Genomic DNA, 20,910 nt, shown 5'->3' with positions numbered 1-20,910 from the left:
GTTGGCAGATGCCCACCGGCTCCGTTCGGCCTACCCGCAACGCTACCGAGCCGGTTCGAGACCCGCCTTGCGCTACGGATGCGCTGCCGCGGCCATCCGCGCCGTCATCGAAGTCCCCGGGGCATGACCGCCGCAGCAGTTTGGGAATCGCCAAACCCGGATAATGCACGGCCCTCCCCCGACGTCGCCGTTCACCGGCTGGCGTCCGTACCGGCGATGGACCGGACGACAGGACATGTGCGAAGAACGCTATACCACCCGCGAGGAAGCGCGCCTGATCGAACAGGAGCGCGCGCTGCTGTTCGATCAACCGCATGCCGGCTCGCGCAAGCCTTACGCCCGTACCAAGGCGCCGCCACGGCAGCTGGAGGATGCGCGCATCGTGCGGACGATCCGACTGATTGAGGAAGACGACGAGCGCGCACTGCCGCTGGATCTGCTGGCCGAACACGCTCGGCTCAGCCGGTTCCATTTCCAGCGCCTGTTCCTTGAGGTGATGGGGGAAAGTCCCTCCGCCTACATCCGCCGCACCCGCCTGGACCGCGCAGCGATCGGCCTGCTGATCTATCCCGACCCGGTGTTGTCAATCGCGCTCACGGTGGGCTATGCCAGCCATGAGGCCTTCATCCGCGCCTTCCATCGCCAGTTCGGCCTGGTACCCACCCAGTACCGCCAGTTCGCGCGGCAGGCGTCCATCGCCGTGACCGCCGAAGAACGGCGGCGCGCGGCGCAGGTGCAGGTGCAGGAACTGCCGGCGCAACCGCTGCTGGGGATGCGCTTTTTCGGCAACTACGCGCAGGTGGAAGACAACTGGCGACGCTTTGCCGACATTCTGATTGAATGCGGTTTTCCGCTCGAGCGGGCGCAGGCGGTCGGGCGGGTGATCGACAATCCGGAAATCACCCCCAACGAACTGGTGCGCTACGACTGCGCGGTGGTCGATCCTGGTTTCGATCCGGGACATCCGCTGCTGACGCCGCTGGGCGTTCCTGCCGGACGCTACGCCACCCTCGCCCACCGCGCACAGTACAACCAGATCTTCGCCGCCTACCGCACGCTTGCCGTGGCATGGCAACCGCCGCCTGGCCAGCGCTTTGCTCATGGCGCACTCGAGTTCTACCGCCAACCGCCGTGGCAGGCGTCCGGCGACGAACACCGGCTCGATGTTGTTCTGCAGATCATGGACCGATAGGCACACCGCAACTTCTATCAAGCGCCACCCTTACGCGCCTGCGTAAGCTGCCCCGTTTCTTAATTGGCTGGCACCGCTCCCATTCCCGGGCGCCGGTGGCTGGCTGTCAGGGGAAGTTTGCCGATGAACCGCATTTTCAGCGTGGTATGGAACCACGCCATCAAGGCCTGGGTAGTCGCCAGCGAACACGCATCGCGCAAAAGATCCGCGCGCAGGAGCCAACGCAGCGCCGTTGCGGTCCGCCCGGTTGCCGCGCTGCCGCTGACCGTCTGGCTGGCGTTGGCCACGCTGCATCCCTTGGCTGCCGCCGCCGATCTGCCCACCGGCGGCACGGTGGTGCTGGGCAATGGCAGCATCGGCATGCCGTCCGGCAACCGTCTGGTCATCGATCAGCACAGCGACAAGCTGGCCATCGACTGGCTGAGCTTCGATATCGGCACCGGCCACACGGTGAGCTTCCGCCAACCGGGCAGCGACGCCATCGCGCTCAACCGCGTGCTCGGCAACGACGGTTCGAAGATCATGGGCCAGCTTGACGCCAATGGTCGGGTGTTCCTGATCAATCCCAACGGTGTGCTGTTCGGCCGCGGCGCGCAGGTCGATGTTGGCGGACTGGTGGCCTCGACGCTGGATATCTCCAACGCCGACTTCGCCAACGGCCACTATCGCTTCCACGGCAACGGCAATCCCGCCGCCGTAACCAACCTGGGCACGATCAGCGCCAGCGACGGCGGCGCGGTGGCGTTACTTGGCGGCAGCGTCAGCAACCACGGGGTGATTGCCGCCCGCCTGGGAACGGTATCGCTGGCCGCGGGCAACGCGGTGACGCTGGACTTTGCCGGCGACGGCCTGCTCAACGTGCAGGTGGACCAGGCCAGCGTGGATGCGCTGGCCGACAACGGCGGCCTGATCCGCGCCGATGGCGGCCAGGTGCTGATGCTGGCCAGCGCCGGCGACGCGCTGCTGCAGACGGTGGTCAACAACAGCGGCGTGATCGAGGCGCGCACGGTCGGCCAGAACGCCGGCAGGATCGTGCTGCTGGGCGACTTCGATGGCGGCACCGTGCAGGTCGCCGGCACGCTGGATGCCTCGGCCCCCGACGGCGGCGACGGCGGCTTTATCGACACCTCCGGCGCGAACGTGAACGTTGCCGACGGCGCTCGCGTCACCACGCTGGCCCGCGACGGGATTACCGGCAGTTGGCTGATCGACCCGACCGACTTCACTATCGCCAGCGGCAGCGGCGCGCTGACCGGCAGCGGTATCGGCGCCACCACACTGTCGGCCAATCTGGCCAATACCAGCGTCACCCTGCAGACCATGGACAGCGGCGGCCAGGCGGGCGACATCCATGTCGATGCCGAGGTCAACTGGAGCGCCAATACCACGCTGACGCTCAATGCCCACGCCGACATCAACATCAACGCGGCCATCACCGCCACCGGCAACAGCGCCGGGCTGGTGCTGAACCACGGCAACTATGCGCAGGCCGGCAGCGCCGCGGCCGGCAGCGATTATCACGTCAATGCGCCGATCACCTTGTCCGGCGCCAACGCGACACTGGCGATCAACGGCGATCACTACACGCTGATCCGCAGCATGGCGGAACTGAGCGCTATCGACAGCCTTGGACCGGCCGGACGTTACGCACTGGCGCAGGATCTGGATGCCGCTGGCGTCATCTACAGCCAGGCGCTGGTCGGCACGGATCTGGGGGCGAATCTGTTCACCGGTACGTTTGCCGGCCTGGGGCACCGCATCAGCAATCTCAGCATCGACAGCGGCGCGTCGAACGTGGGATTGTTCGGCGCCACGCTGGATGCGCAGCTGCGCGATTTTGGCGTGGAGAATGTTTCGATCCGCTCAACCGGCACCTATACCGGCGGCGTGGTCGGCCGGCTGATGTCCAGTACGGTCAAGAACGTCTACGCAACCGGGACCGTCAACGCCAGCTACACGGCCGGTGGACTGGCCGGCATGAACGATCAGGGCAGCTTCCGCAACAGCCATGCCGCGGTGAACGTCAGCGGCGGTGAAAGAACCGGCGGTTTGATCGGCTGGAGCCGCATCGGTTCGCTGGATCAGGTTCATGCCACCGGCGATGTGCAAGGCAGCGGTTCGGTGGGCGGGCTGGTGGGATTCAATGCCCTCGATACCAGCAACGGCCAGGGCAGCAGCATCAGCAATGCCTACGCCACCGGCACCGTCACCGGAGGAGCGGCCGACAGCAACACCGGCGGGCTGGTCGGCTACAGCGCCGGCGTCATCGAAAACAGTTTCGCCACCGGCACAACGCTAGGCGGCTATTCGGTCGGCGGACTGGTGGGCTCCAACGGCGGCACCATATCGGACAGCTACGCGTCGGGCGACGTCGACAGTTCGGGAACCGCAGGCGGATTGATCGGCAGCAATATCGGCGCGGTGACCGGCAGCCACGCATCAGGCGATGTCGTCGGCAGCAACAGCCTGGGTGGATTGATCGGCATCAACTACGGTCCGGCCACGGTCAGCCATTCCCATGCCGCAGGCCGCGTCACCGGTAGCGAGGGATCCATCGGCGGACTGATCGGCAGCAATCTTGGAACCATCGACACCTCGTATGCGACTGGCGCGGTGCGCGGTGCGCGCCGGGTGGGTGGTTTGATCGGCGACAACAACGGTTATTTCACCGGCACCGCGGGCATCGTGCGTTCGAGCTACGCCACCGGTGCGGTCGAGGCCACCGAAGCCATGGCAGGCGGACTGGTGGGATACGACGACGGCGGCGAGTGGACCAGCGTCTACTGGGACAGCTACACCACCGGTCAGGCCAACGCAGCCGGAGTCTCGATCGGCAGCGGGCAGTTCATCGATGTCGTGATGGTCACCAGCAATCCCAGCCAAGCCGGCGCGGCCAACTACGCCTACAGACAATCGGCATACGGCAGCCTGGACTTCGGCAGCGACTGGTGGATGTCCGAAGGCAATACGCGGCCTATCCTGCGATCGGAATACTCCACCACCATCAGCAACGGCCACCAGTTGCAGTTGATGGCACTTGATCTGGGCGCCCAGTACCACCTGTCCAGCGACATCGATCTGGCGGAACTGCAGGATCGCGCCGGGATATGGAATCCGGCATTCGGCTTTGTCCCGGTGGGGGATGCAAGCACTGCCTTTACCGGCACGCTGGACGGCCAGGGCCATGTCATCCGAGGCCTGACCATCAACCGCCCGGACTGGAGCCAGGTGGCGTTGATTGGACAGACCGGGACCGGTGCGCAGATCCGCGATCTGGGCCTGGTCGGCGGCAGCGTCTATGGGAAGGATAATGCCGCCGGTCTGGTCAGCATCAACTACGGCGGCGTGCTGAGCGATGTCTACTCCACCGTCACGGTCGGCTCCGTTCCCGGCGGGCGCGGCGTTGGAGGACTGGTAGCGCGCAACCGCGACGACGGCATCATCCTCAACAGCTACGCCACCGGCGACGTCAGCGGTGGCGAGAATGTCGCCGGCGGGCTGGTCGGTGAAAACATGGGTACGGTGGAAAATTCATATGCCACCGGCAACGTCAGCGGCAGCATCTTCGTCGGCGGACTGGTGGGTATCAGCACCGGCATCCTGCGTAACGTCTACGCTACCGGCGATGTGCAGGGCGTCGAATCGGTTGGAGGACTGGCCGGCTATAGCGGCAACCTGCTCGAGTACGCCTACGCCACCGGCAGCGTCACTGGAGACACATCCGTGGGCGGATTGGTAGGTTGGGCCGGAAGCGGACGCGTAGCCGACTCGTTCTGGAATACCGAAAGCTTCGCCGGCCCCGGCGTCGGCGGCGCTTATCCGCTTACGACAGTGGAAAACGTGCGCGGCCTGGACAACGCGGGGCTGCTTGATGCCGGCAACTATGCCGCCTGGAATCTTGCCGCCACCGGCGGCAGCGACGCGGTCTGGCGCATCTACGACGGCCAGACCGCACCTTTGCTGCGCAGCTTCCTGAAGTCGGTGACAGTCACGGCCACCGACCTCGCCAGCAAGATCTACGACGGCCTGGCCAGCGGCGCTGCTGGCGGATACGCCACCAGCCTTGGCGAAGCCCTCGATGGTGATCTGCTGTTGGGCAGCCTGAACTACACCAGCGCATCGAAGAATGTCGGCAGCTACCGCACCAGCGATGGCAGCCTGAATCTTGGCGGGCTGTATTCCGGCCAGCAGGGCTACGATGTCAGCTACGCAGGCGGTACCCTGACAATCACACCCAAGACCATCACCGGCACCATCACCGCCGGCGACCGAACCTACGACGGCACCACCTCCGCCAGCACCAGCGGCAGCCTGAGCGGCATCATCGCCGGCGACAACGTCGGCCTGGCCACCAGCGGCGCCTTCGCCGACAAGAACGCCGGCACCGGCAAGACCGTCGCTGTCGATGGCAACCTCACCGGTGGCGATGCCAGCAACTACACCGTCACCTTCAATACTTCCACCCTGGCCGATATCGCCGCCAAGGCCATCACCGGCACCATCACCGCCGGCGACCGAACCTACGACGGCACCACCTCCGCCAGCACCAGCGGCAGCCTGAGCGGCATCATCGCCGGCGACAACGTCGGCCTGGCCACCAGCGGCAGCTTCGCCGACAAAAATGCCGGCACCGGCAAGACCGTCGCTGTCGATGGCAACCTCACCGGTGGCGATGCCAGCAACTACACCGTCACCTTCAATACTTCGACCCAGGCCGATATCGCCAAGGCGCAACTCACCATCAGTGCCAACCCGGCCGACAGGGCCTACGACGGACGCCCGTTCAGTGGCGGCAACGGGGTCCGCTACAGCGGTTTCGTCGCTGGCGAGGATGCCGGCGTACTCGATGGCGCGCTGGTGTATGGCGGCAGTTCGCAGGGCGCGGTCAGCCCCGGCCGCTATGTCATCGATTTGAATGGCTCCAGCCTGACCAGCGTCAATTACGACATCGACTACCAATCGGCGGACCTCAATATCACCGGTGCCGACGTTTCGTTTGACGATAGCTATCAAGCTACCCGCAGCCGCTTGCGCCCGGCGCCAGCCATTCCCGAAACAGCCGCATTGCCCTACCAGATAATGGATGGCGGCATCCGCCGGCCGGAAGGCATCTGACGTGATGCATCTCCCCCAACGCGCACTATGGCTGGCCCTGTTCGCCAGCATCTCCCCCGGCACCGCAGGGGCGCAGGTACCGCCCAATGCCGGCCAGTCGATCCGCGATATCGAACACAAGCCGCTGCAGGTGCCGGCGAGCCAGCCGCTTGAGCTTGCCCTGCCGGAAACCGAGTCCGTCCCCGCTTCGTCCGATGGCCCGATCATTGCCGTCAGCCGCCTGCGCATCACCGGCAACCAGGTGTTTGCCGATAGCCTGCTGTTGCCGCTGCTTGCCGACCTATCCGGCCGCAATGTGAGCCTGGGCGAGCTGCAGGCCAGCGCCCGGCGCATTTCCAGCTACTACCACCAACATGGCTATCCGCTGGCGCGTGCCTATCTGCCCGCGCAGGAAATCGCCGGCGGCGTGGTCGAAATCGCGATCCTGGAAGGCCGCTACGGCAACATCGAGCTGCGCAACGCATCGCGCCTGCGCGACGATGCACTGGCCGCACCGCTAGCTGCGCTGAATCCCGGCAATGCCGTGGCCAACGGCCCGCTGGAACGCGCCCTGCTGTTGCTCGACGACCATCCGGGCGTCGCTGTAAAGTCCGTGCTCAAGCCCGGCGAGGTTGTCGGCGCCACCGACCTGCTGATCGACGTACAGCCCACGCCGTTGATGGACGGCTCGCTAACCGTGGACAATTACGGCAATCGCTTCACCGGCGAGTATCGGCTGGGCGCGGCACTGAACGTCAACAGTCCGTTGCGACGGGGTGATCGTCTCGATCTGCGCGTGCTGGGCACCGATGAGCAGCAGCACTACTACCGTGCGGCCTACCAGTTGCCATTGGGCCCCTGGAGTACCCGCTTCGGCGCGGCGTATTCGGACCTGGACTATGAGTTGGCCAAGGATTTCCGGGTTCTGGACGCCCATGGCAACGCGCGCATCGCCAGCGCATTCGCCCTGCAGCCGCTGCTGCGCAGCCGCAGCTTCAATCTGTCGGCGCAGTTGCAATTCGACGACAAGCGCCTGCGCGACGACATCGATGCCTACGCCAGCAGCAACCGCCGGCGCGCGCGGGTCTGGAGCGCCGGCCTGAGCGGCGACGCGCACGACCGCTGGCTGGGCGGCGGCATCAGCGGCTTCTCCGCAACCTGGAGCCATGGCCATCTGGATTTCGAAGATGCGCAGAGCCGATGGCTGGACGCGTTGACCGCCGGAACCCAGGGCGATTTCGAAAAATTCAATGTCTCGTTGCTGCGCCTGCAGCGGCTCAGCCCGCGGCTGAGCCTGTACGGACAATGGCAGGGCCAATGGGCCAGCGGAAATCTGGATTCGGTGGAGAAATTCGGCCTGGGCGGCGCCCACGGCGTGCGCGCCTATCCGCAGGGCGAAGCCAGCGGCGATCAGGGCTGGCTGGCGAACCTGGAACTGCGCTACTCGCTGGACAGTGCCTGGCAATTGGCCACATTCGTGGACCACGGCCGCGCGCGCATCAACAAGGACGCCTGGAGCACTGGCCAGAACCACCGCCGCCTGTCCGCCGGCGGCCTCGGCGCCAGCTGGGCCGGACACAACTGGCGGGTCGATGCCACCATGGCCTGGAAGCTGGGCAACGCCGAACCGCGCAGCGACAACGACCGCACGCCACGGTTATGGGCGCAGCTGGCGCGCTACTTCTGACTCCGGCAACCCCGCCGCAGCGAACGGGACCCTCCAGCTCGCTATCAAGGAGCGCCTCAGCTCAATGCTTCAGCCACCACAACGCCAGCAGACCGGCGCCCAGTACCAGGCCGCCGCAAATGCGCAGCTGGCGATCGGGCATCTGCAGCATCTGTGCAGCGGTACGCTTCCAGCCGTTGGGGGCGGCAAACAGCATCAGGCCTTCCAGCACCGCCACCAGGCACAAAGCGGACAACAGTTCGTTCATTCGAAGGTTTCCTCGATGCTGGCCTGCGTGATGCAGCAGGCCCGGTGCCCGGCCGCTTGGGCAGGCAAAGGAGGCGGCGGCCGCCGGACGCGGCCGCCCTGACCCGGAGGGCTCAGTCGCGACTCACGCCGCTCCACAACACGGCGATATCGCCGGTCGCCTCGCAGAGGCGACCAAGGCAGGCGCTCAGCGGTCGCTGCGCAGGTACTGCAGGAACGGATCGTTGCGCTCCAGCACGATTACGCCGTTGCCGTCGGAGAACGAGTTGCGGTACGCCTCAAGGCTGCGTTGGAACGCGTAGAAACTCGGATCGCGATTGGCGGCTTCGGCGTAGATGCGCGCCGCTTCGGCGTCGCCTTCGCCGCGCAGCTTCTGCGCATCGCGCTCGGCTTCGGCCAGCAGCACGGTCTGTTCGCGGTCGGCCTGCGCGCGGATGGTGCGCGCCTGCTCTTCGCCTTCGGCGCGCAGGCGGCTGGCCACCTGTTTGCGCTGGGCGCTCATGCGGTTGTAGACATCGGTGATGACCTGGCTGTCGGTAGGCAGGTCGATCTGCTTCAGGCGGATGTCGGTGATGAACATGCCCAACGTGGCGGCACCGTCGTTGATCGATTTCAGCTGCTGGGCGATGACCTCGTTGCGGTCGCCGGACACCAGCTGGGTCAGCGTGCGCGCATTGATTTCATTGCGCAGCGAGTCGGTGATGATCGGCGCCAGGCGCGCGCTGGCCAGCTTCTCGTCGCCGCCGGTGGCGCGGAAAAACGCACGCGCATCGGAAATGAAGCCGACCGCGAAGAAGTCGATGCTGACGTCCTTGCGCTCGGAGGTCAGATAGCGCTCGGGCGGCGTCTCCAGCACCTGGAAACGGCGGTCGAACACCCGCGCGGTTTCCACCAGCGGGATCTTGAAGTGCAGGCCCGGCTTGATGTCGGCGCGCACCACCCGGCCCAGGTTCAATACCAGCGCGGTCTGGTCTTCGCGCACCACGAAAACCGAGCCCATCAAGCCCAGAACGACGGCGATCGTCACCGCAATAATCAATGGAGTTTTCATCGTTCTGGCTCCCCGCGGCCGCTGGTTCTGGGTGTACGGTCACTGCCGCGGGTGCCCGGCGGGGTGCTTTCCACCGCCGGCATCAGCGTTTCCGCCGGCAACACCGACGGCACCGACACGCTGCCGCCCGGCTGGCCCTGCCCGCCTTGCATCGGCACGTAGATCAGCTGGCGGCCGTCGCCGCCGATCACCTTGCGATTCTGCGCCATCACCTGTTGCACGGTTTCCAGCCACAGGCGCTTGCGGGTGACTTCGGGGGCGTTCTTGTACTGCTCCTGCAGCAGGCTGAAACGCTGCGCATCGCCGGTCGAACGGGCGATCGCGGCGGCCTTGTAGCCCTCGGCGGTGGTGCGGCGGCGGGCCGCTTCACCGCGCGCTTCCGGCACCACCTTGGCGGCATAGGCCTGCGCTTCGTTGACCAGGCTCTCGCGCACCTGCTGGGCCGAGTTGACTTCGTCGAAGGCCGGCTGCACTTCCTGCGGCGGACGCGCGTCGGGCAGGTTCAGTTCGGTCACGATCAGGCCGGTGCGGTAGGCATCCAGCGAAGCCTGCAGGCGTTCCTTGGCCGAAGCGGCCAGCGGACCGCGCACGCCCAGCACGGTGTCCAGATCGGAACGGCCGACCTGTTCGCGCACAGCGCTCTGCGAAGCCTGCTTCAACACCTCATCGGCGTTGCGCGAGCCGTACAGGTACAGGCGCGGGTCGTTGATGCGGTACTGCACGTTCAACGAGACGGTGACGATGTTCTCGTCGCGGGTCAGCACCGGAACGGTATTGCTGAAGGTTTCGATCTTGGTGGCGTTGACCTTGGTCATGCTCTCGATGGGCCACGGCCACTTGAAGTTCGGCCCCGGTTGCATGGTGCGCGCATACTGGCCAAAGCGCAGCACCACGCCGCGCTGCTGTTCGCCGATCAGCTGGAAGCTGCTGAACAGGATCAGCACGCCCAGCACGATGGCGACCCAGCGCAATGGGTTGCCGCCACCGCCGTCGAACAGCCCGCGCAGGCGATCCAGGATGTCGCCGATGCCACCGCCGTTGCCGCCACTGCTCCCGCCATTGCGGGGTTTCCAGGGATTGCGGTTGCCGTTGTTTCCAGATCCGCCGCTGCCAGGGGTGTTCCAGGCCATGCCCACTCCGAGTGAAAGATTCGCGCGGACCGAGGACCGCAGCTCCGATTCTACTAGATAGGGCCGCTCTGCTCGCCGAACAAGGCCCGGTGGTCACGCACAGGGGCGGAACCTGCGGCATGGCCGGCGCCGGGAAGCGGTTCGGCCGATGGACCCAACGCCCTAAAACTCGTCTTCCGGCGCCGGCAGCAGGACCTCCAGCGGATGGCCGCCGGCCTGTGCGGCCAGGCGCTGCGCGTCGGCCAGGGCCAGATCCAGGTCCAGATGCCAGCCGCTTTCGTCATGGACTTCGGCCTGCACCGCACCCAGCGCATGCAGGCGCGCGCGCAGACGCGCAGACGCCGCAGGCAGATCCACGCGGCCGGACACCCGTCGCATGCCCAGCCGCTGCGCCAGCGCGCGCTGCAGCAGATCCAGCCCGGTACCGTCGCGCGCCGACAGCCAGATGCGCTCGCGGCCCTCGTTGGGTTGGTCGTGGCGCGGCTGCGCGCCTTCGATGCGGTCGATCTTGTTGAACACCAGCAGCTGCGGAATCTCGCCGGCGCCGATTTCCTGCAGGACCTCGTCGACCTGGGCAATCCGCTCCTCGCGGATCGGATCGGCCGCATCGATCACATGCAGCAGCAGGTCGGCTTCGCGCGCTTCCGACAAGGTCGAACGGAATGCCGCCACCAGTTCGTGCGGCAGATCGCGCACGAAACCGACGGTATCGGCCAGCACCACGCTGCCGCCGGACAGATCGACCCGGCGCACGGTGGGATCCAACGTGGCGAACAACTTGTCGGCCGCGTAGGCCTCGGCGCCGGTCAGCGCATTGAACAGCGTCGACTTGCCGGCATTGGTATAGCCCACCAGCGCCACCCGCGGCAGCTCGCTGCGGACGCGTGCGCGGCGCATCTGGGTGCGCTGCACCTCGACCTTTTCCAGCCGCTTCTGCAATTGCTCGACGCGCTTCTGCAGCAGCCGGCGGTCGGTTTCCAGCTGGGTTTCGCCGGGACCGCGCAAGCCGATGGAACCGCCGCGCTGGCGCTCCAAGTGGGTCCAGCCGCGCACCAGGCGGGTGGCCATATGGCGCAGTTGCGCCAGTTCGACCTGCAGCTTGCCCTCATGGCTGCGCGCGCGCTGGGCGAAGATGTCCAGAATCAGGCCGGTGCGGTCGAGCACCCGCCGCTCCAGGAATTTCTCCAGGTTGCGCTCCTGGCCCGGCGACAGCGGAAAGTTGACCAGTACCAGGTCCGCGCCGGTGGCATCGGCGGCAGCCTTCACTTCCTCCAGCTTGCCGCTGCCGATCAGCGTGGACGGGCTGGGCCTGTCGATGCGCGCGGTCAGCAGCGCCGCGATCGTGGCGCCGGCGGACCGGGCCAGATCGGTAAACTCCTCCGAAGCCCCTTCATCCGGCGGACCGCCGGCATGGGGCTGGATCAGCAATGCATGTTCGCCCTTGCGGGATCTTTCAAACACCGGGATTTACGCTCCGCGAAGACTCCGCGCGCAGTATCTCACGTTGCGTCGTCGTCGCCCGCTGCACCCTCATCGCCCTGCACATAACCGCCACCCGGCCCGACCTTGACGTTGCGCGCCGGCACCACGGTGGAAATGGCGTGCTTGTAGACCATCTGGCTGACCGTATTGCGCAGCAGCACGACGAACTGGTCGAAGGATTCGATGGTCCCCTGCAGCTTGATGCCGTTGACCAGATAGACCGAGACCGGCACGCGCTCGCGACGCAACGCGTTCAGGAAAGGATCCTGCAAGGATTGCCCCTTGGACATGGTTGTTTCCGCCTGTAATTCTTATAAGGGTTTGTAATTGTTATGGGCCTGGGGGCGGCGAATGACTCCCCTGCCGCGTCCAGGTCCCCCGATGTTACACAACATCGGCCGCTTGACCAGCTACCGGCCTCGCAGAAACAGCGCAAGCGCCGTTTCCAGCAAATCGGCATCGCCGTCCGGGTCGAACCAGCGCGCGTCCAGTTGCCCCCGCAGCCAGGTCAGCTGGCGCTTGGCCAGCTGGCGGGTGGCGAAAATGGCGCGGCTGCGGAACTCGTCCCGGCCATAGGCGCCGTCCAGATGCTGCCAGGCCTGGCGGTAGCCGACCGCGCGGATAGCCGGCAGATCCAGCGGCGCGGCGACTGCCTGCAGCCCGGACAGCATGCGCAGGCGCTGCACTTCGTCCAGGAAGCCATCGGCCAGCATGGCGTCGAAACGCCGCTCGATGCGTGCGTGCAGCACGGCGCGGTCGCGCGTAGCCAGCACCAGCTTCAGCACCCGGAATGGCAGGCGCTCGCGCTGCGGTTCGCGCTGCCACTGGCTGATCGGCTTGCCGCTGAGCCGGAATACTTCCAGCGCGCGCTGGATGCGCTGCGGATCGGTGGCATGGATACGGGCCGCGGCAACCGGGTCCACCTGCGCCAGTTCCGCATGCAGCGCCGGCCAGCCGCGGGCCTTCGCCTCGGCGCTGATGGCGGCGCGGGTGGCGGGGTCGGCTTCCGGCATCGGCGCCAGCCCCTGCAGCAGCGCCTGGAAATACAGGCCGGTGCCGCCGGCCAGAATCGGCAGCCGGCCGCGCGCGGCGATATCGGTCAGCGCGGCGCGCGCATCGGCGGCAAATTCGGCCGCCGAATAGGTCTGCCACGGATCGCGCACATCGATCAGGTGATGCGGCACCGCCGCCCGCATCGCAACGTCGGGCTTGGCGGCGCCGATATCCAGTCCGCGGTACACCAGCGCCGAATCGACGCTGACGATTTCCCCGCCCAGCCGCTGCGCCCATGCCATCGCCAGCGCGGTCTTGCCCGAGGCGGTGGGCCCCATCAGGGCAATGGCGAGCGGGCGTTGGTCGGCGGGCATGGGGCCAGTGTGGCGGTTGCCTGCGTTTTTTTGAAGGCGCCGCGGGTCAGCTGGCGCTTGGGCAGGCAGCCGCTGGTGATAAGCATTCCAAATGTGGGAGCGAGGCGAGTCGCGACCGTGCCACGGTATCCAGCCCGTGTACGCGATGAAGAACGCGCCGCAGCGCGTCTGGATGGCGAATGGATTGCATCAATCGCTCTTGAGGCTTGCGTTCGCGACTCACGTCGCTCCGCTGCTGGCACCGCACCCGACTGTTTCGGCGCAAGGAAACAGCCCAATCAATACCCGTTCGCCCGCAACTCCGCCCTCACCTCATCGTGCGTGGCCTGCACCTGCGCCGGCGGCGCACGGCCCAACAGGCTGACCGCCACCACCGCCAATGCCGCGGCGACAAAGCCCGGTACGATCTCGTACAACGCCAGCGCCTGCCTGATGCCTTCCGGCACGCTGGCATACAGCTGGTTGCCGGTCATGCCCCAGTCGATTGCCGTGCGCCCCGCCAGCTTCCAGACCACCAGCGCATCGCCGGCGGCCTGCCAGGCCGCCAGCACGTTGCCTGAGACCTTCCACAGCACGACCACCAGCGCCCCGGCCACCACCCCGGCCAATGCGCCATTGCGGGTCATCCGCCGCCAGAACAGCGACAGCAGCACGACCGGACCGAACGCCGCGCCAAAGCCGGCCCAGGCATAGCTGACCAGTCCCAGCACCCGGCTTTCCGGATCCCAGGCGATCACGATAGCCACCAGCGCCACCGCCAGCACCATCGCCCGCCCCACCCAGACCAGCTCGGTCTGTCCGGCCTGTTTGCGGATGAAGCCTTTGTAGAAATCCTCGGTCAGCGCGCTCGAGCAGACCAGCAACTGGCACGACAACGTGCTCATCACCGCCGCCAGGATCGCCGACAGCAGCACACCGGCCACCCAGGGATTGAACAACTGTTCGGCCAGGGCAATGAACACCCGTTCGGAATTGGCGTTGACCATGCCGGCGCTCTGCGGGTTGGCCTGGTAATAGCCGATTCCGAACAGACCCACCGAAATCGCCCCGCCCAGGCACAGGATCATCCAGGTCATGCCGATACGGCGGGCCTGCGGAATCGTCTTCAGGCTGTCGGCGGCCATGAAGCGGGCCAGGATGTGCGGCTGGCCGAAGTAGCCCAGTCCCCAGGCCGCAGCGGAAATCACCCCGATCACGCCGCCGGCGCCGACCCATTGCAGGCGCGAAGGATCCACCTGCCGGATCAGCTCGAAACTGCTGTCCAAGCCGCCGTTGCTGACCACCACCATCACCGGCACCAGCAGCAACGCGAAAATCATCAACGTCGCCTGCACGGTATCGGTCCAGCTGACCGCCAGAAAGCCGCCGACCAGCGTGTACAGGATGGTCGCCGCCGCGCCCAGCCACAGCGCGTAGGCGTACGGCACGCCGAATACGCTCTCGAACAAGCGTGCGCCGGCGACGATGCCCGACGCGCAATAGACGGCGAAGAACACCAGGATCACCAGCGCCGAAATCAGCCGCAGGATGCGCCAGTCGTCGGCGAAGCGGTGGGTGAAGTAGTCCGGCAGCGTCAGCGCATTGCGGCTGCGTTCGGTATACACGCGCAGCGGACCGGCGACGAAGCGCCAGTTCAGCCAGGCGCCGATGGTCAGGCCTATCGCGATCCAGGCCTCCGCCAGGCCGGTCGCATACAGCGCGCCGGGCAACCCCATCAGCAGCCAACCGCTCATGTCCGACGCGCCGGCCGACAGCGCGGTGACGTAGCTGCCCAGCGAGCGTCCGCCCAGGATGTAGTCGTCGAACGTGCGGGTGCGGAAGAACGCCCAAAGTCCGATGCCGATCATCAACAGCAGGTAGGCCGCGAAGGTGACGAGCAACGGAATACTGGCGGTCATGCGGAAGATCCGGAGGGCACAAGGCGCTGAGCTTACCTCAGTGCCGCTGCTTCGCGCCCCGGTTGGCGACAGGTTTCCGTGCTGCATCGCCGCGAACGGGCGAGCGTGTCAATCCTCATCCGGCCAACGGATCGACGGCGCCGCCGGCTTGCCGCGCGGCACCGGCACGGCGGTCACGGCATTCCAGATTTTCAACGCATCGACGGTGGCGGCCACGTCATGGACGCGCAGGACGCTGGCGCCACGCTGGGCGGCGATCAGGTGCGCGGCCACCGAACCGGCAACACGCTCGCGCGGCAGTTCGCGGCCGGTCAGCTCGCCGATGCTGCGCTTGCGCGACAGGCCGGCCAACACCGGTACGCCCAACTCGGAAAAGCGCTCCAGCTGCGCCAGCAGCGCAAGATTGTGCGCAGTGTTCTTGCCGAAACCGAAGCCCGGGTCGACGATGATGTTCTTCTTCGCGATGCCGGCCATTTCGGCGGCAAAAACGCGTTCGGCCAGGAACCGGTGCACGTCGCCGACCACATCGTCGTAGTCCGGCGCGGCCTGCATCGAACGCGGCTGGCCCTGCATGTGCATCAGCACCACCGGCACGCCCAGCGATGCGGCGGCTTCCAGCGCGCCTTCGCGGCGCATCGCGTAGACATCGTTGATCATGCCGGCACCCGCTTCCACCGCCGCGCGCATCACTTCCGGCTTGGAGGTATCGATACTGATCGGCAACGGGGTTTCCTTCGCCAACCGCTCGATTACGGCAATGACCCGGCGCAGTTCCTCTTCCAGGGGCACTTCCTCGGCGCCGGGACGGGTCGATTCGCCGCCGACATCCAGCAGATCCGCGCCTTCGGCCACCAGCTTCAAGCCGTGCGCGACAGCCGCGTCCGGCTTATCGTGCGCGCCGCCGTCGGAAAACGAATCCGGGGTCACATTGACGATGCCCATCACCAGCGGGCGATCGAGCTTGAGGATGCGGCCGGCGCAATCGAGTTGGGGGGTGGTGTCGAACATGGACATGGCAAGCCTGGGACCGGCCGCTAGTGTAGGGTGCGGCAGGCTTTGCCGCGACGCGCCATCGCCAGCCCCGTGGAGCCGATCGCCCCCGAGCACGAGCCGCCCAGCAGGACTCTACGGGACTGTACGGCAGACACAGCGATCAGGAGTGGGCGCGCTTTCGTGCGTAGAAACCGAATCCCAGCAACGCCGCCGCCAGCAGCACCGCCACGGCGACCAATGGCAGCGGAAACCGATCCAGCGCGTACATCAAGGCGGTAAGCGTCAATACCGTGGAAGCGGAAGCGAAACATCCGGAAGCGTAGCGTCGCCACGCTTCCGGAGAACGGTTGCCGTCCCGACGCTGCACAAGCGTCAGGTCTGCGCGGCAGGTCCGCCGAGCGGCGGCAACGGCGGACGGCTGTCGCCCTTGTCGTCCTTGCCGGACTTGGTCCAGCCCATCGGCGGCGGCGGTTCGCGGCCTTCCATGATGGCGTCGATCTGCGGCACGTCGATGGTTTCGTACTCCAGCAACAGCTTGGACATGGTGTGCAGCTTGTCCAGATTCTCGGTCAGGATCTTGCGGGTACGCTGGTAGGCCTTGTCCAGGATCGTGCGCACGACCTCGTCGATCTTGCGCGCGGTCTCGTCGGAGACGTTCTTGTGCTGGGTCACCGAGCGGCCCAGGAACACCTCGTCCTCTTCCTCGCCATAGGCGATCGGACCCATCTCGTCGCTGAGGCCCCACTTGGTGACCATGTTGCGGGCCATCTTGGTGGCGCGCTCGATGTCATTCGACGCGCCGGTGGTGACCTTGTCGGCGCCGAAAATCAGCTCTTCGGCGACGCGGCCGCCGTACAACGAGCACAGCTGCGATTCGATGGCCACGCGGTTGAGCGAATACTTGTCGCCTTCGGGCAGGTACATGGTCACGCCCAGCGCGCGGCCGCGCGGAATGATGGTGACCTTGTAGACCGGGTCGTGCTCGGGCATCAGCCGGCCGACGATGGCATGACCGGCCTCGTGGTAGGCGGTCAGCGTCTTCTCGTCCTCGCTCATGGCCATCGAGCGGCGCTCGGCGCCCATCAGGATCTTGTCGCGCGCGCGGTCGAAGTGGTCCATGCGCACTTCCTTGCCGTTCTCGCGCGCGGCAAACAGCGCCGCCTCGTTGCACAGGTTGGCCAGGTCGGCGCCGGAAAAGCCCGGGGTGCCGCGCGCGATGGTCATCGGCTCGACATCGTCGGCCAACGGCAGCTTGCGCATGTGGACCTTGAGGATCTGCTCGCGGCCCTTGACGTCGGGCAGGCCCACCACGACCTGGCGGTCGAAGCGGCCCGGGCGCAGCAGCGCCGGGTCCAGCACGTCGGGACGGTTGGTGGCGGCGATCACGATGACGCCTTCGCCGCCCTCGAAACCGTCCATCTCCACCAGCAACTGGTTCAGGGTCTGCTCGCGCTCGTCGTGGCCGCCGCCCAGGCCGGCGCCGCGGTGGCGGCCGACCGCATCGATTTCATCGATGAAGATGATGCACGGCGCGTGCTTCTTGGCCTGGTCGAACATGTCGCGCACGCGGCTGGCGCCGACGCCGACGAACATTTCGACGAAGTCGGAACCGGAAATCGAGAAGAACGGCACCTTGGCCTCGCCGGCGATGGCGCGCGCCAGCAGCGTCTTGCCGGTGCCCGGCTGGCCGACCATCAGCACGCCGCGCGGAATCTTGCCGCCCAGCTTCTGGAACTTGGACGGGTCGCGCAGGAATTCGACCAGTTCGCTGACCTCTTCCTTGGCCTCGTCGCAACCGGCCACGTCGGCAAAGGTCACCTTCACCTGATCCTCGCCCTGCAGCTTGGCGCGGGATTTGCCGAAACTCATCGCGCCCTTGGCGCCGCCGCCGCCCTGCATCTGCCGCATCATGAAGATCCAGAACCCGATGATCAGCAGCACCGGCAGGAAGTTCAGCAGGATCATGCCCAGCGAAATGCCGCTCTCGGGCTTGTCGCGGATGATTTCCACGCGCTTGTTCCACAGCGTGTCGATCAGCTTGTCGTCCTGCGGGCCATAGACGGTGCCGCTGGTCCCGTCCTTGCGCTTGTAGGCAATGGCATTGGTGACCAGGTTGCTGTCGTTGGTGAACTGCACCGAAGCGATGCGGTTGCCGTCGACTTCCTGCAGGAATTCGGAATAGGTCAGCTCGCCGCTGCCGGCATTGCCGCCCAACTTCGGCGAAAAGCTCTGGAACACCACCATCAGCACGACGGCGACGACTACCCACAGCAACAGATTCTTGGTCAAGTCGTTCATCCTCATTGACTCCGGTGTTCCTCGAACAGCTCGTTGGAATTACGTAACCTTACTTCACTTCATCTGGGCGCGCTTGCCCTGCCCCAGCGCGTAGACCTCCGGCGACCGCTTGCGCGAGGCGTCCGGCTTGCGGATGGCGACCTTGTCGTAGCGCCGCCGCAGCTCCCTGATGTAGTCGTCCGACCCGGTTCCCTGGAACAGCTTGATCAGGAACGCGCCGCCGGGCTTCAGGTGGCTGTCGGCGAACTCCATCGCCAGTTCGGCCAGATGCATCATCCGCGGCTGGTCGACCGCGCCCACACCACTCTTATTGGGGGCCATATCCGACAGCACAAGGTCCACCGGCTGCCCGCCCAGCAAGGCTTCCAGCTGCGATAACACGGCCTCTTCCCTGAAGTCCCCGTGAAGGAACTCGACGCCGGCCAGCGGCGGCATCTCCAGGATGTCCATCGCCACCACCCGGCCGGAGTCGCCCAGCGCCTGGCGCACGTACTGCGACCAGCCGCCAGGGGCCGCGCCCAGGTCGACCACGGTCATGCCCGCCTTCAGCAGGCGGTCGCGGGCCAGCAGTTCCTCCAGCTTGTAGGCCGCGCGCGAACGCAGGCCCTCGGCCTGGGCCTTCTTTACGTAGGGATCGGCAAAGTGCTCGCGTAGCCAGCGTTGGCTGCTTTTGCTGCGGGTGGCCATAGGGATGGACTGCGGATGTCTGGAATCGGCGGGGCAGGCGCCGCCAGGACTGGGCCGCCATGATACCCTGAACCCCCTTACGAACCCGTACCGTAGCGCATGTCCGTTGCCCTGACTTCCACCCAGACCCGTTTCCTGCGTGGGCAGGCGCATGACCTGAAGGCACTGCTGCAGATTGGCGGCAAAGGGGTCACCCCGGCCTTCATTGCGGAACTGGACGGCATGCTGGAACAGCACGAACTGGTCAAGATCAAGGTCGCTGGCGAGGACCGCGACGCCCGCGATGCGATGATCGCCGAGCTGACCGGGCAGACCGGGGCGGTGCTGGTGCAGCGCATCGGCCATACCGCCATCCTGTACCGCCCCAGCAAGGACAAGCGCCAGATCGTGCTGCCAAGGGCGTGAATGGAGTATCGGGAGTGGAGAATGGGAAAGCCTAGACTGCGCGCGTCCGATTCCCGCTCCCCTGCAGCCTCATGCAACTGAACCACGAACGTCCCGACTATGTCTTTGCGCTGCGCTCGGCCGATGGCCGCAGCGCGCTGGTCAATGAGCGCGTGTTGACCGCCAGTTTCATCCTGGCCCCGGAGCGGCTGGTCGAAAACTGGGCGCCGACGGACGTCGCGTTACTGGCCCCGGAGCACTTGGAACCGCTGCTGGCGATGCAACCGGAGGTGATCCTGCTGGGTACCGGCGAGCGCCAGAGGTTCCCAGCCGCGGCCGTCGTGGCCGCCTGCCTGAGCCGCGGCGTGGGCCTGGAAGCGATGACCAATGCCGCCGCCGCGCGCACCTTCAATGTGCTGGCCGGAGAAGCGCGGAAGGTGGTCGCGGGGTTCCTCTTCGACGCCAACGGCGGCTGATTGGGTTAGCTTTCCTGTAGGACGTCGCTCCCACATCGGTACAGACAGGCTATTCGGCCGGAAGTCCCCGCAGCGGCTGCAGCCGCGCCAGCAGGCCGAAGTGATCCGACGCCCAGCTGCCGTCGGCTTCCGGCTGATCGAAGACGATGCGCGCCTCGAGCACCTTGAACGCGCCCTGCTGGAAGAACAGGTGATCGATCCGCTGCGGCCGATGGTCCAGATGCGGATTCAGCGTGGTGTGCTCGGGGGTATCCAGCGGCTGATCCGGGTGCGCGGTCGGATAGGCGCTGGCGAACATCGGCGCCAGCGCTTGCAGTTCCGGCGCGCTGTCGGCCGTATTGAAATCCCCGCCCAGCAGCGATGGCGCATAGCCGCGGGTGGATTCGACAAAATCCATCAGGCCGCGTATCTGTTGCCGGCGGATATCGCCGCCCTCGGGCTTGTAGTGCAGATGGGTCACATAGACGTTCAGCGGCCGGCCGTCGATTTCGATGCTGGCGAAGCCGGCAACGCGGTAATCGTCCAGCGGCGGCAACGGCTGCTGCGCCACCGCCAGGATGCGGTGACGGGTCAGGATGGCGTTGCCGTAACGGCGCGCCTGCGCGGGCGGGTCGGACGAATAGAAGCGGTACCGGTAGCCCAGCGCCTGCGCCAGGCTTTGCGCCTGGTTGGGCAGATCCTTGTCCTGCAGCACCTCCTGCAACAGCACCACATCCGGCCGCAGCGCCTCCAGCGTGGCGACAATGCTGTCCTGGCGCCGTGGCCAGTCCTGCTTGTCGTGCCACAGGTTCAGCGTCACCGCCGTCAGCGGCGGCAGCGCCGGCACCGAGGCTTCGGCCTCGGCCGGATCCGGCCGCGGCGGCTGGCACGCGGCGAGCGTCAGCGCAGCCAGCACCGCCATCAGCCAGGATTTGCAGCGGAGCAT

Annotated in this window: 17 protein-coding genes; 5 read left to right on the top strand and 12 right to left on the bottom strand. The window is 66.4% G+C overall.

Annotated elements, in window-relative coordinates; all coding sequences use genetic code 11:
* Positions 1–235 precede the first annotated feature (235 nt).
* The 3 genes from CRO39_RS18125 (at position 236) to CRO39_RS18115 (ending at position 7,973) form a co-directional block, all read left to right on the top strand.
* Positions 236–1,192 (top strand): AraC family transcriptional regulator, encoded by a 957-nt coding sequence (locus CRO39_RS18125; RefSeq protein ID WP_097123374.1) that lies wholly within the window; start codon positions 236–238, stop codon positions 1,190–1,192.
* 123 nt (positions 1,193–1,315) lie between these two features.
* Positions 1,316–6,307, top strand: a complete 4,992-nt coding sequence (locus tag CRO39_RS18120) for a two-partner secretion domain-containing protein (protein ID WP_097123373.1) — start codon at positions 1,316–1,318, stop codon at positions 6,305–6,307.
* Positions 6,308–6,311: 4 nt separating this feature from the next.
* Positions 6,312–7,973, top strand: coding sequence for a ShlB/FhaC/HecB family hemolysin secretion/activation protein (locus CRO39_RS18115; protein ID WP_097123405.1), 1,662 nt, complete (start codon positions 6,312–6,314; stop codon positions 7,971–7,973).
* A 61-nt stretch (positions 7,974–8,034) separates the two neighbouring features.
* Here CRO39_RS18115 and CRO39_RS18110 read toward each other — a convergent pair whose 3' ends face one another.
* The 11 genes from CRO39_RS18110 to rlmE form a co-directional block, all read right to left on the bottom strand.
* Entirely contained in the window at positions 8,035–8,220 is a 186-nt protein-coding gene (locus tag CRO39_RS18110) for a DUF2065 domain-containing protein (protein WP_097123372.1), read from the bottom strand.
* A 186-nt stretch (positions 8,221–8,406) separates the two neighbouring features.
* Positions 8,407–9,270 carry a protease modulator HflC gene (gene hflC, locus CRO39_RS18105; RefSeq protein WP_097123371.1) on the bottom strand — a complete coding sequence of 288 codons (864 nt, stop codon included), beginning with the start codon at positions 9,268–9,270 and terminating at the stop codon, positions 8,407–8,409.
* Positions 9,267–10,400, bottom strand: coding sequence for an FtsH protease activity modulator HflK (gene hflK, locus CRO39_RS18100; RefSeq protein ID WP_097123370.1), 1,134 nt, complete (start codon positions 10,398–10,400; stop codon positions 9,267–9,269). Before hflK ends, hflC begins: the two co-directional genes overlap by 4 nt.
* 162 nt (positions 10,401–10,562) lie before the next feature.
* The gene (hflX, locus tag CRO39_RS18095; protein ID WP_097123369.1) at positions 10,563–11,861 is read right to left on the bottom strand and encodes a ribosome rescue GTPase HflX; all 1,299 of its coding nucleotides are present in this window, start codon (positions 11,859–11,861) and stop codon (positions 10,563–10,565) included.
* 38 nt (positions 11,862–11,899) lie between these two features.
* On the bottom strand, positions 11,900–12,172 hold the full coding sequence (gene hfq / locus CRO39_RS18090; protein WP_097123368.1) for an RNA chaperone Hfq: 273 nt from the start codon (positions 12,170–12,172) through the stop codon (positions 11,900–11,902).
* 120 nt (positions 12,173–12,292) lie between these two features.
* Positions 12,293–13,249, bottom strand: coding sequence for a tRNA (adenosine(37)-N6)-dimethylallyltransferase MiaA (gene miaA / locus CRO39_RS18085; RefSeq protein ID WP_097123367.1), 957 nt, complete (start codon positions 13,247–13,249; stop codon positions 12,293–12,295).
* A 278-nt stretch (positions 13,250–13,527) separates the two neighbouring features.
* Positions 13,528–15,147, bottom strand: a complete 1,620-nt coding sequence (gene putP, locus CRO39_RS18080; RefSeq protein WP_097123366.1) for a sodium/proline symporter PutP — start codon at positions 15,145–15,147, stop codon at positions 13,528–13,530.
* A gap of 108 nt (positions 15,148–15,255) precedes the next feature.
* Positions 15,256–16,155, bottom strand: a complete 900-nt coding sequence (folP, locus tag CRO39_RS18075) for a dihydropteroate synthase (protein WP_097123404.1) — start codon at positions 16,153–16,155, stop codon at positions 15,256–15,258.
* A gap of 145 nt (positions 16,156–16,300) precedes the next feature.
* Positions 16,301–16,426: a hypothetical protein gene (locus CRO39_RS21315; protein WP_274382265.1), complete on the bottom strand. Its 126-nt coding sequence runs from the start codon at positions 16,424–16,426 to the stop codon at positions 16,301–16,303.
* A gap of 86 nt (positions 16,427–16,512) precedes the next feature.
* Complete coding sequence (gene ftsH, locus CRO39_RS18070) at positions 16,513–18,438, bottom strand: ATP-dependent zinc metalloprotease FtsH (protein ID WP_162125846.1); 1,926 nt, start codon at positions 18,436–18,438, stop codon at positions 16,513–16,515.
* A gap of 54 nt (positions 18,439–18,492) precedes the next feature.
* Positions 18,493–19,125, bottom strand: a complete 633-nt coding sequence (rlmE, locus tag CRO39_RS18065) for a 23S rRNA (uridine(2552)-2'-O)-methyltransferase RlmE (protein WP_097123364.1) — start codon at positions 19,123–19,125, stop codon at positions 18,493–18,495.
* Between the two features lie 99 nt (positions 19,126–19,224).
* Between rlmE and yhbY the strand changes: the two genes are divergently transcribed.
* Both yhbY and CRO39_RS18055 read left to right on the top strand, forming a co-directional pair.
* Entirely contained in the window at positions 19,225–19,530 is a 306-nt protein-coding gene (yhbY, locus tag CRO39_RS18060) for a ribosome assembly RNA-binding protein YhbY (RefSeq protein WP_097123363.1), read from the top strand.
* A 71-nt stretch (positions 19,531–19,601) separates the two neighbouring features.
* Positions 19,602–19,985 carry an Mth938-like domain-containing protein gene (locus tag CRO39_RS18055; protein WP_097123362.1) on the top strand — a complete coding sequence of 128 codons (384 nt, stop codon included), beginning with the start codon at positions 19,602–19,604 and terminating at the stop codon, positions 19,983–19,985.
* A 49-nt stretch (positions 19,986–20,034) separates the two neighbouring features.
* On the opposite strand, the gene CRO39_RS18050 is transcribed toward CRO39_RS18055, so the two are convergent.
* Positions 20,035–20,910 carry an endonuclease/exonuclease/phosphatase family protein gene (locus tag CRO39_RS18050; protein WP_097123361.1) on the bottom strand — a complete coding sequence of 292 codons (876 nt, stop codon included), beginning with the start codon at positions 20,908–20,910 and terminating at the stop codon, positions 20,035–20,037.

Origin of the sequence: Pseudoxanthomonas wuyuanensis (assembly GCF_900215535.1) — a bacterium.
Lineage (GTDB): Bacteria > Pseudomonadota > Gammaproteobacteria > Xanthomonadales > Xanthomonadaceae > Pseudoxanthomonas_A > Pseudoxanthomonas_A wuyuanensis.
This window is presented reverse-complemented; position numbering and strand designations above follow the sequence as displayed.

Excerpts from the sequence above, each read along its gene's own strand:
- CRO39_RS18110 (WP_097123372.1), bottom strand. The coding sequence starts at position 8,220 with ATGAACGAACTGTTGTCCGCTTTGTGCCTGGTGGCGGTGCTGGAAGGC.
- hflK (WP_097123370.1), bottom strand. The coding sequence starts at position 10,400 with ATGGCCTGGAACACCCCTGGCAGCGGCGGATCTGGAAACAACGGCAAC.
- putP (WP_097123366.1), bottom strand. The coding sequence starts at position 15,147 with ATGACCGCCAGTATTCCGTTGCTCGTCACCTTCGCGGCCTACCTGCTG.
- miaA (WP_097123367.1), bottom strand. The coding sequence starts at position 13,249 with ATGCCCGCCGACCAACGCCCGCTCGCCATTGCCCTGATGGGGCCCACC.
- hflC (WP_097123371.1), bottom strand. The coding sequence starts at position 9,270 with ATGAAAACTCCATTGATTATTGCGGTGACGATCGCCGTCGTTCTGGGC.
- hfq (WP_097123368.1), bottom strand. The coding sequence starts at position 12,172 with ATGTCCAAGGGGCAATCCTTGCAGGATCCTTTCCTGAACGCGTTGCGT.
- CRO39_RS18115 (WP_097123405.1), top strand. The coding sequence starts at position 6,312 with ATGCATCTCCCCCAACGCGCACTATGGCTGGCCCTGTTCGCCAGCATC.
- CRO39_RS18125 (WP_097123374.1), top strand. The coding sequence starts at position 236 with ATGTGCGAAGAACGCTATACCACCCGCGAGGAAGCGCGCCTGATCGAA.
- yhbY (WP_097123363.1), top strand. The coding sequence starts at position 19,225 with ATGTCCGTTGCCCTGACTTCCACCCAGACCCGTTTCCTGCGTGGGCAG.
- CRO39_RS18050 (WP_097123361.1), bottom strand. The coding sequence starts at position 20,910 with ATGCTCCGCTGCAAATCCTGGCTGATGGCGGTGCTGGCTGCGCTGACG.
- folP (WP_097123404.1), bottom strand. The coding sequence starts at position 16,155 with ATGTTCGACACCACCCCCCAACTCGATTGCGCCGGCCGCATCCTCAAG.
- CRO39_RS18055 (WP_097123362.1), top strand. The coding sequence starts at position 19,602 with ATGCAACTGAACCACGAACGTCCCGACTATGTCTTTGCGCTGCGCTCG.
- CRO39_RS18120 (WP_097123373.1), top strand. The coding sequence starts at position 1,316 with ATGAACCGCATTTTCAGCGTGGTATGGAACCACGCCATCAAGGCCTGG.
- ftsH (WP_162125846.1), bottom strand. The coding sequence starts at position 18,438 with ATGAACGACTTGACCAAGAATCTGTTGCTGTGGGTAGTCGTCGCCGTC.
- rlmE (WP_097123364.1), bottom strand. The coding sequence starts at position 19,125 with ATGGCCACCCGCAGCAAAAGCAGCCAACGCTGGCTACGCGAGCACTTT.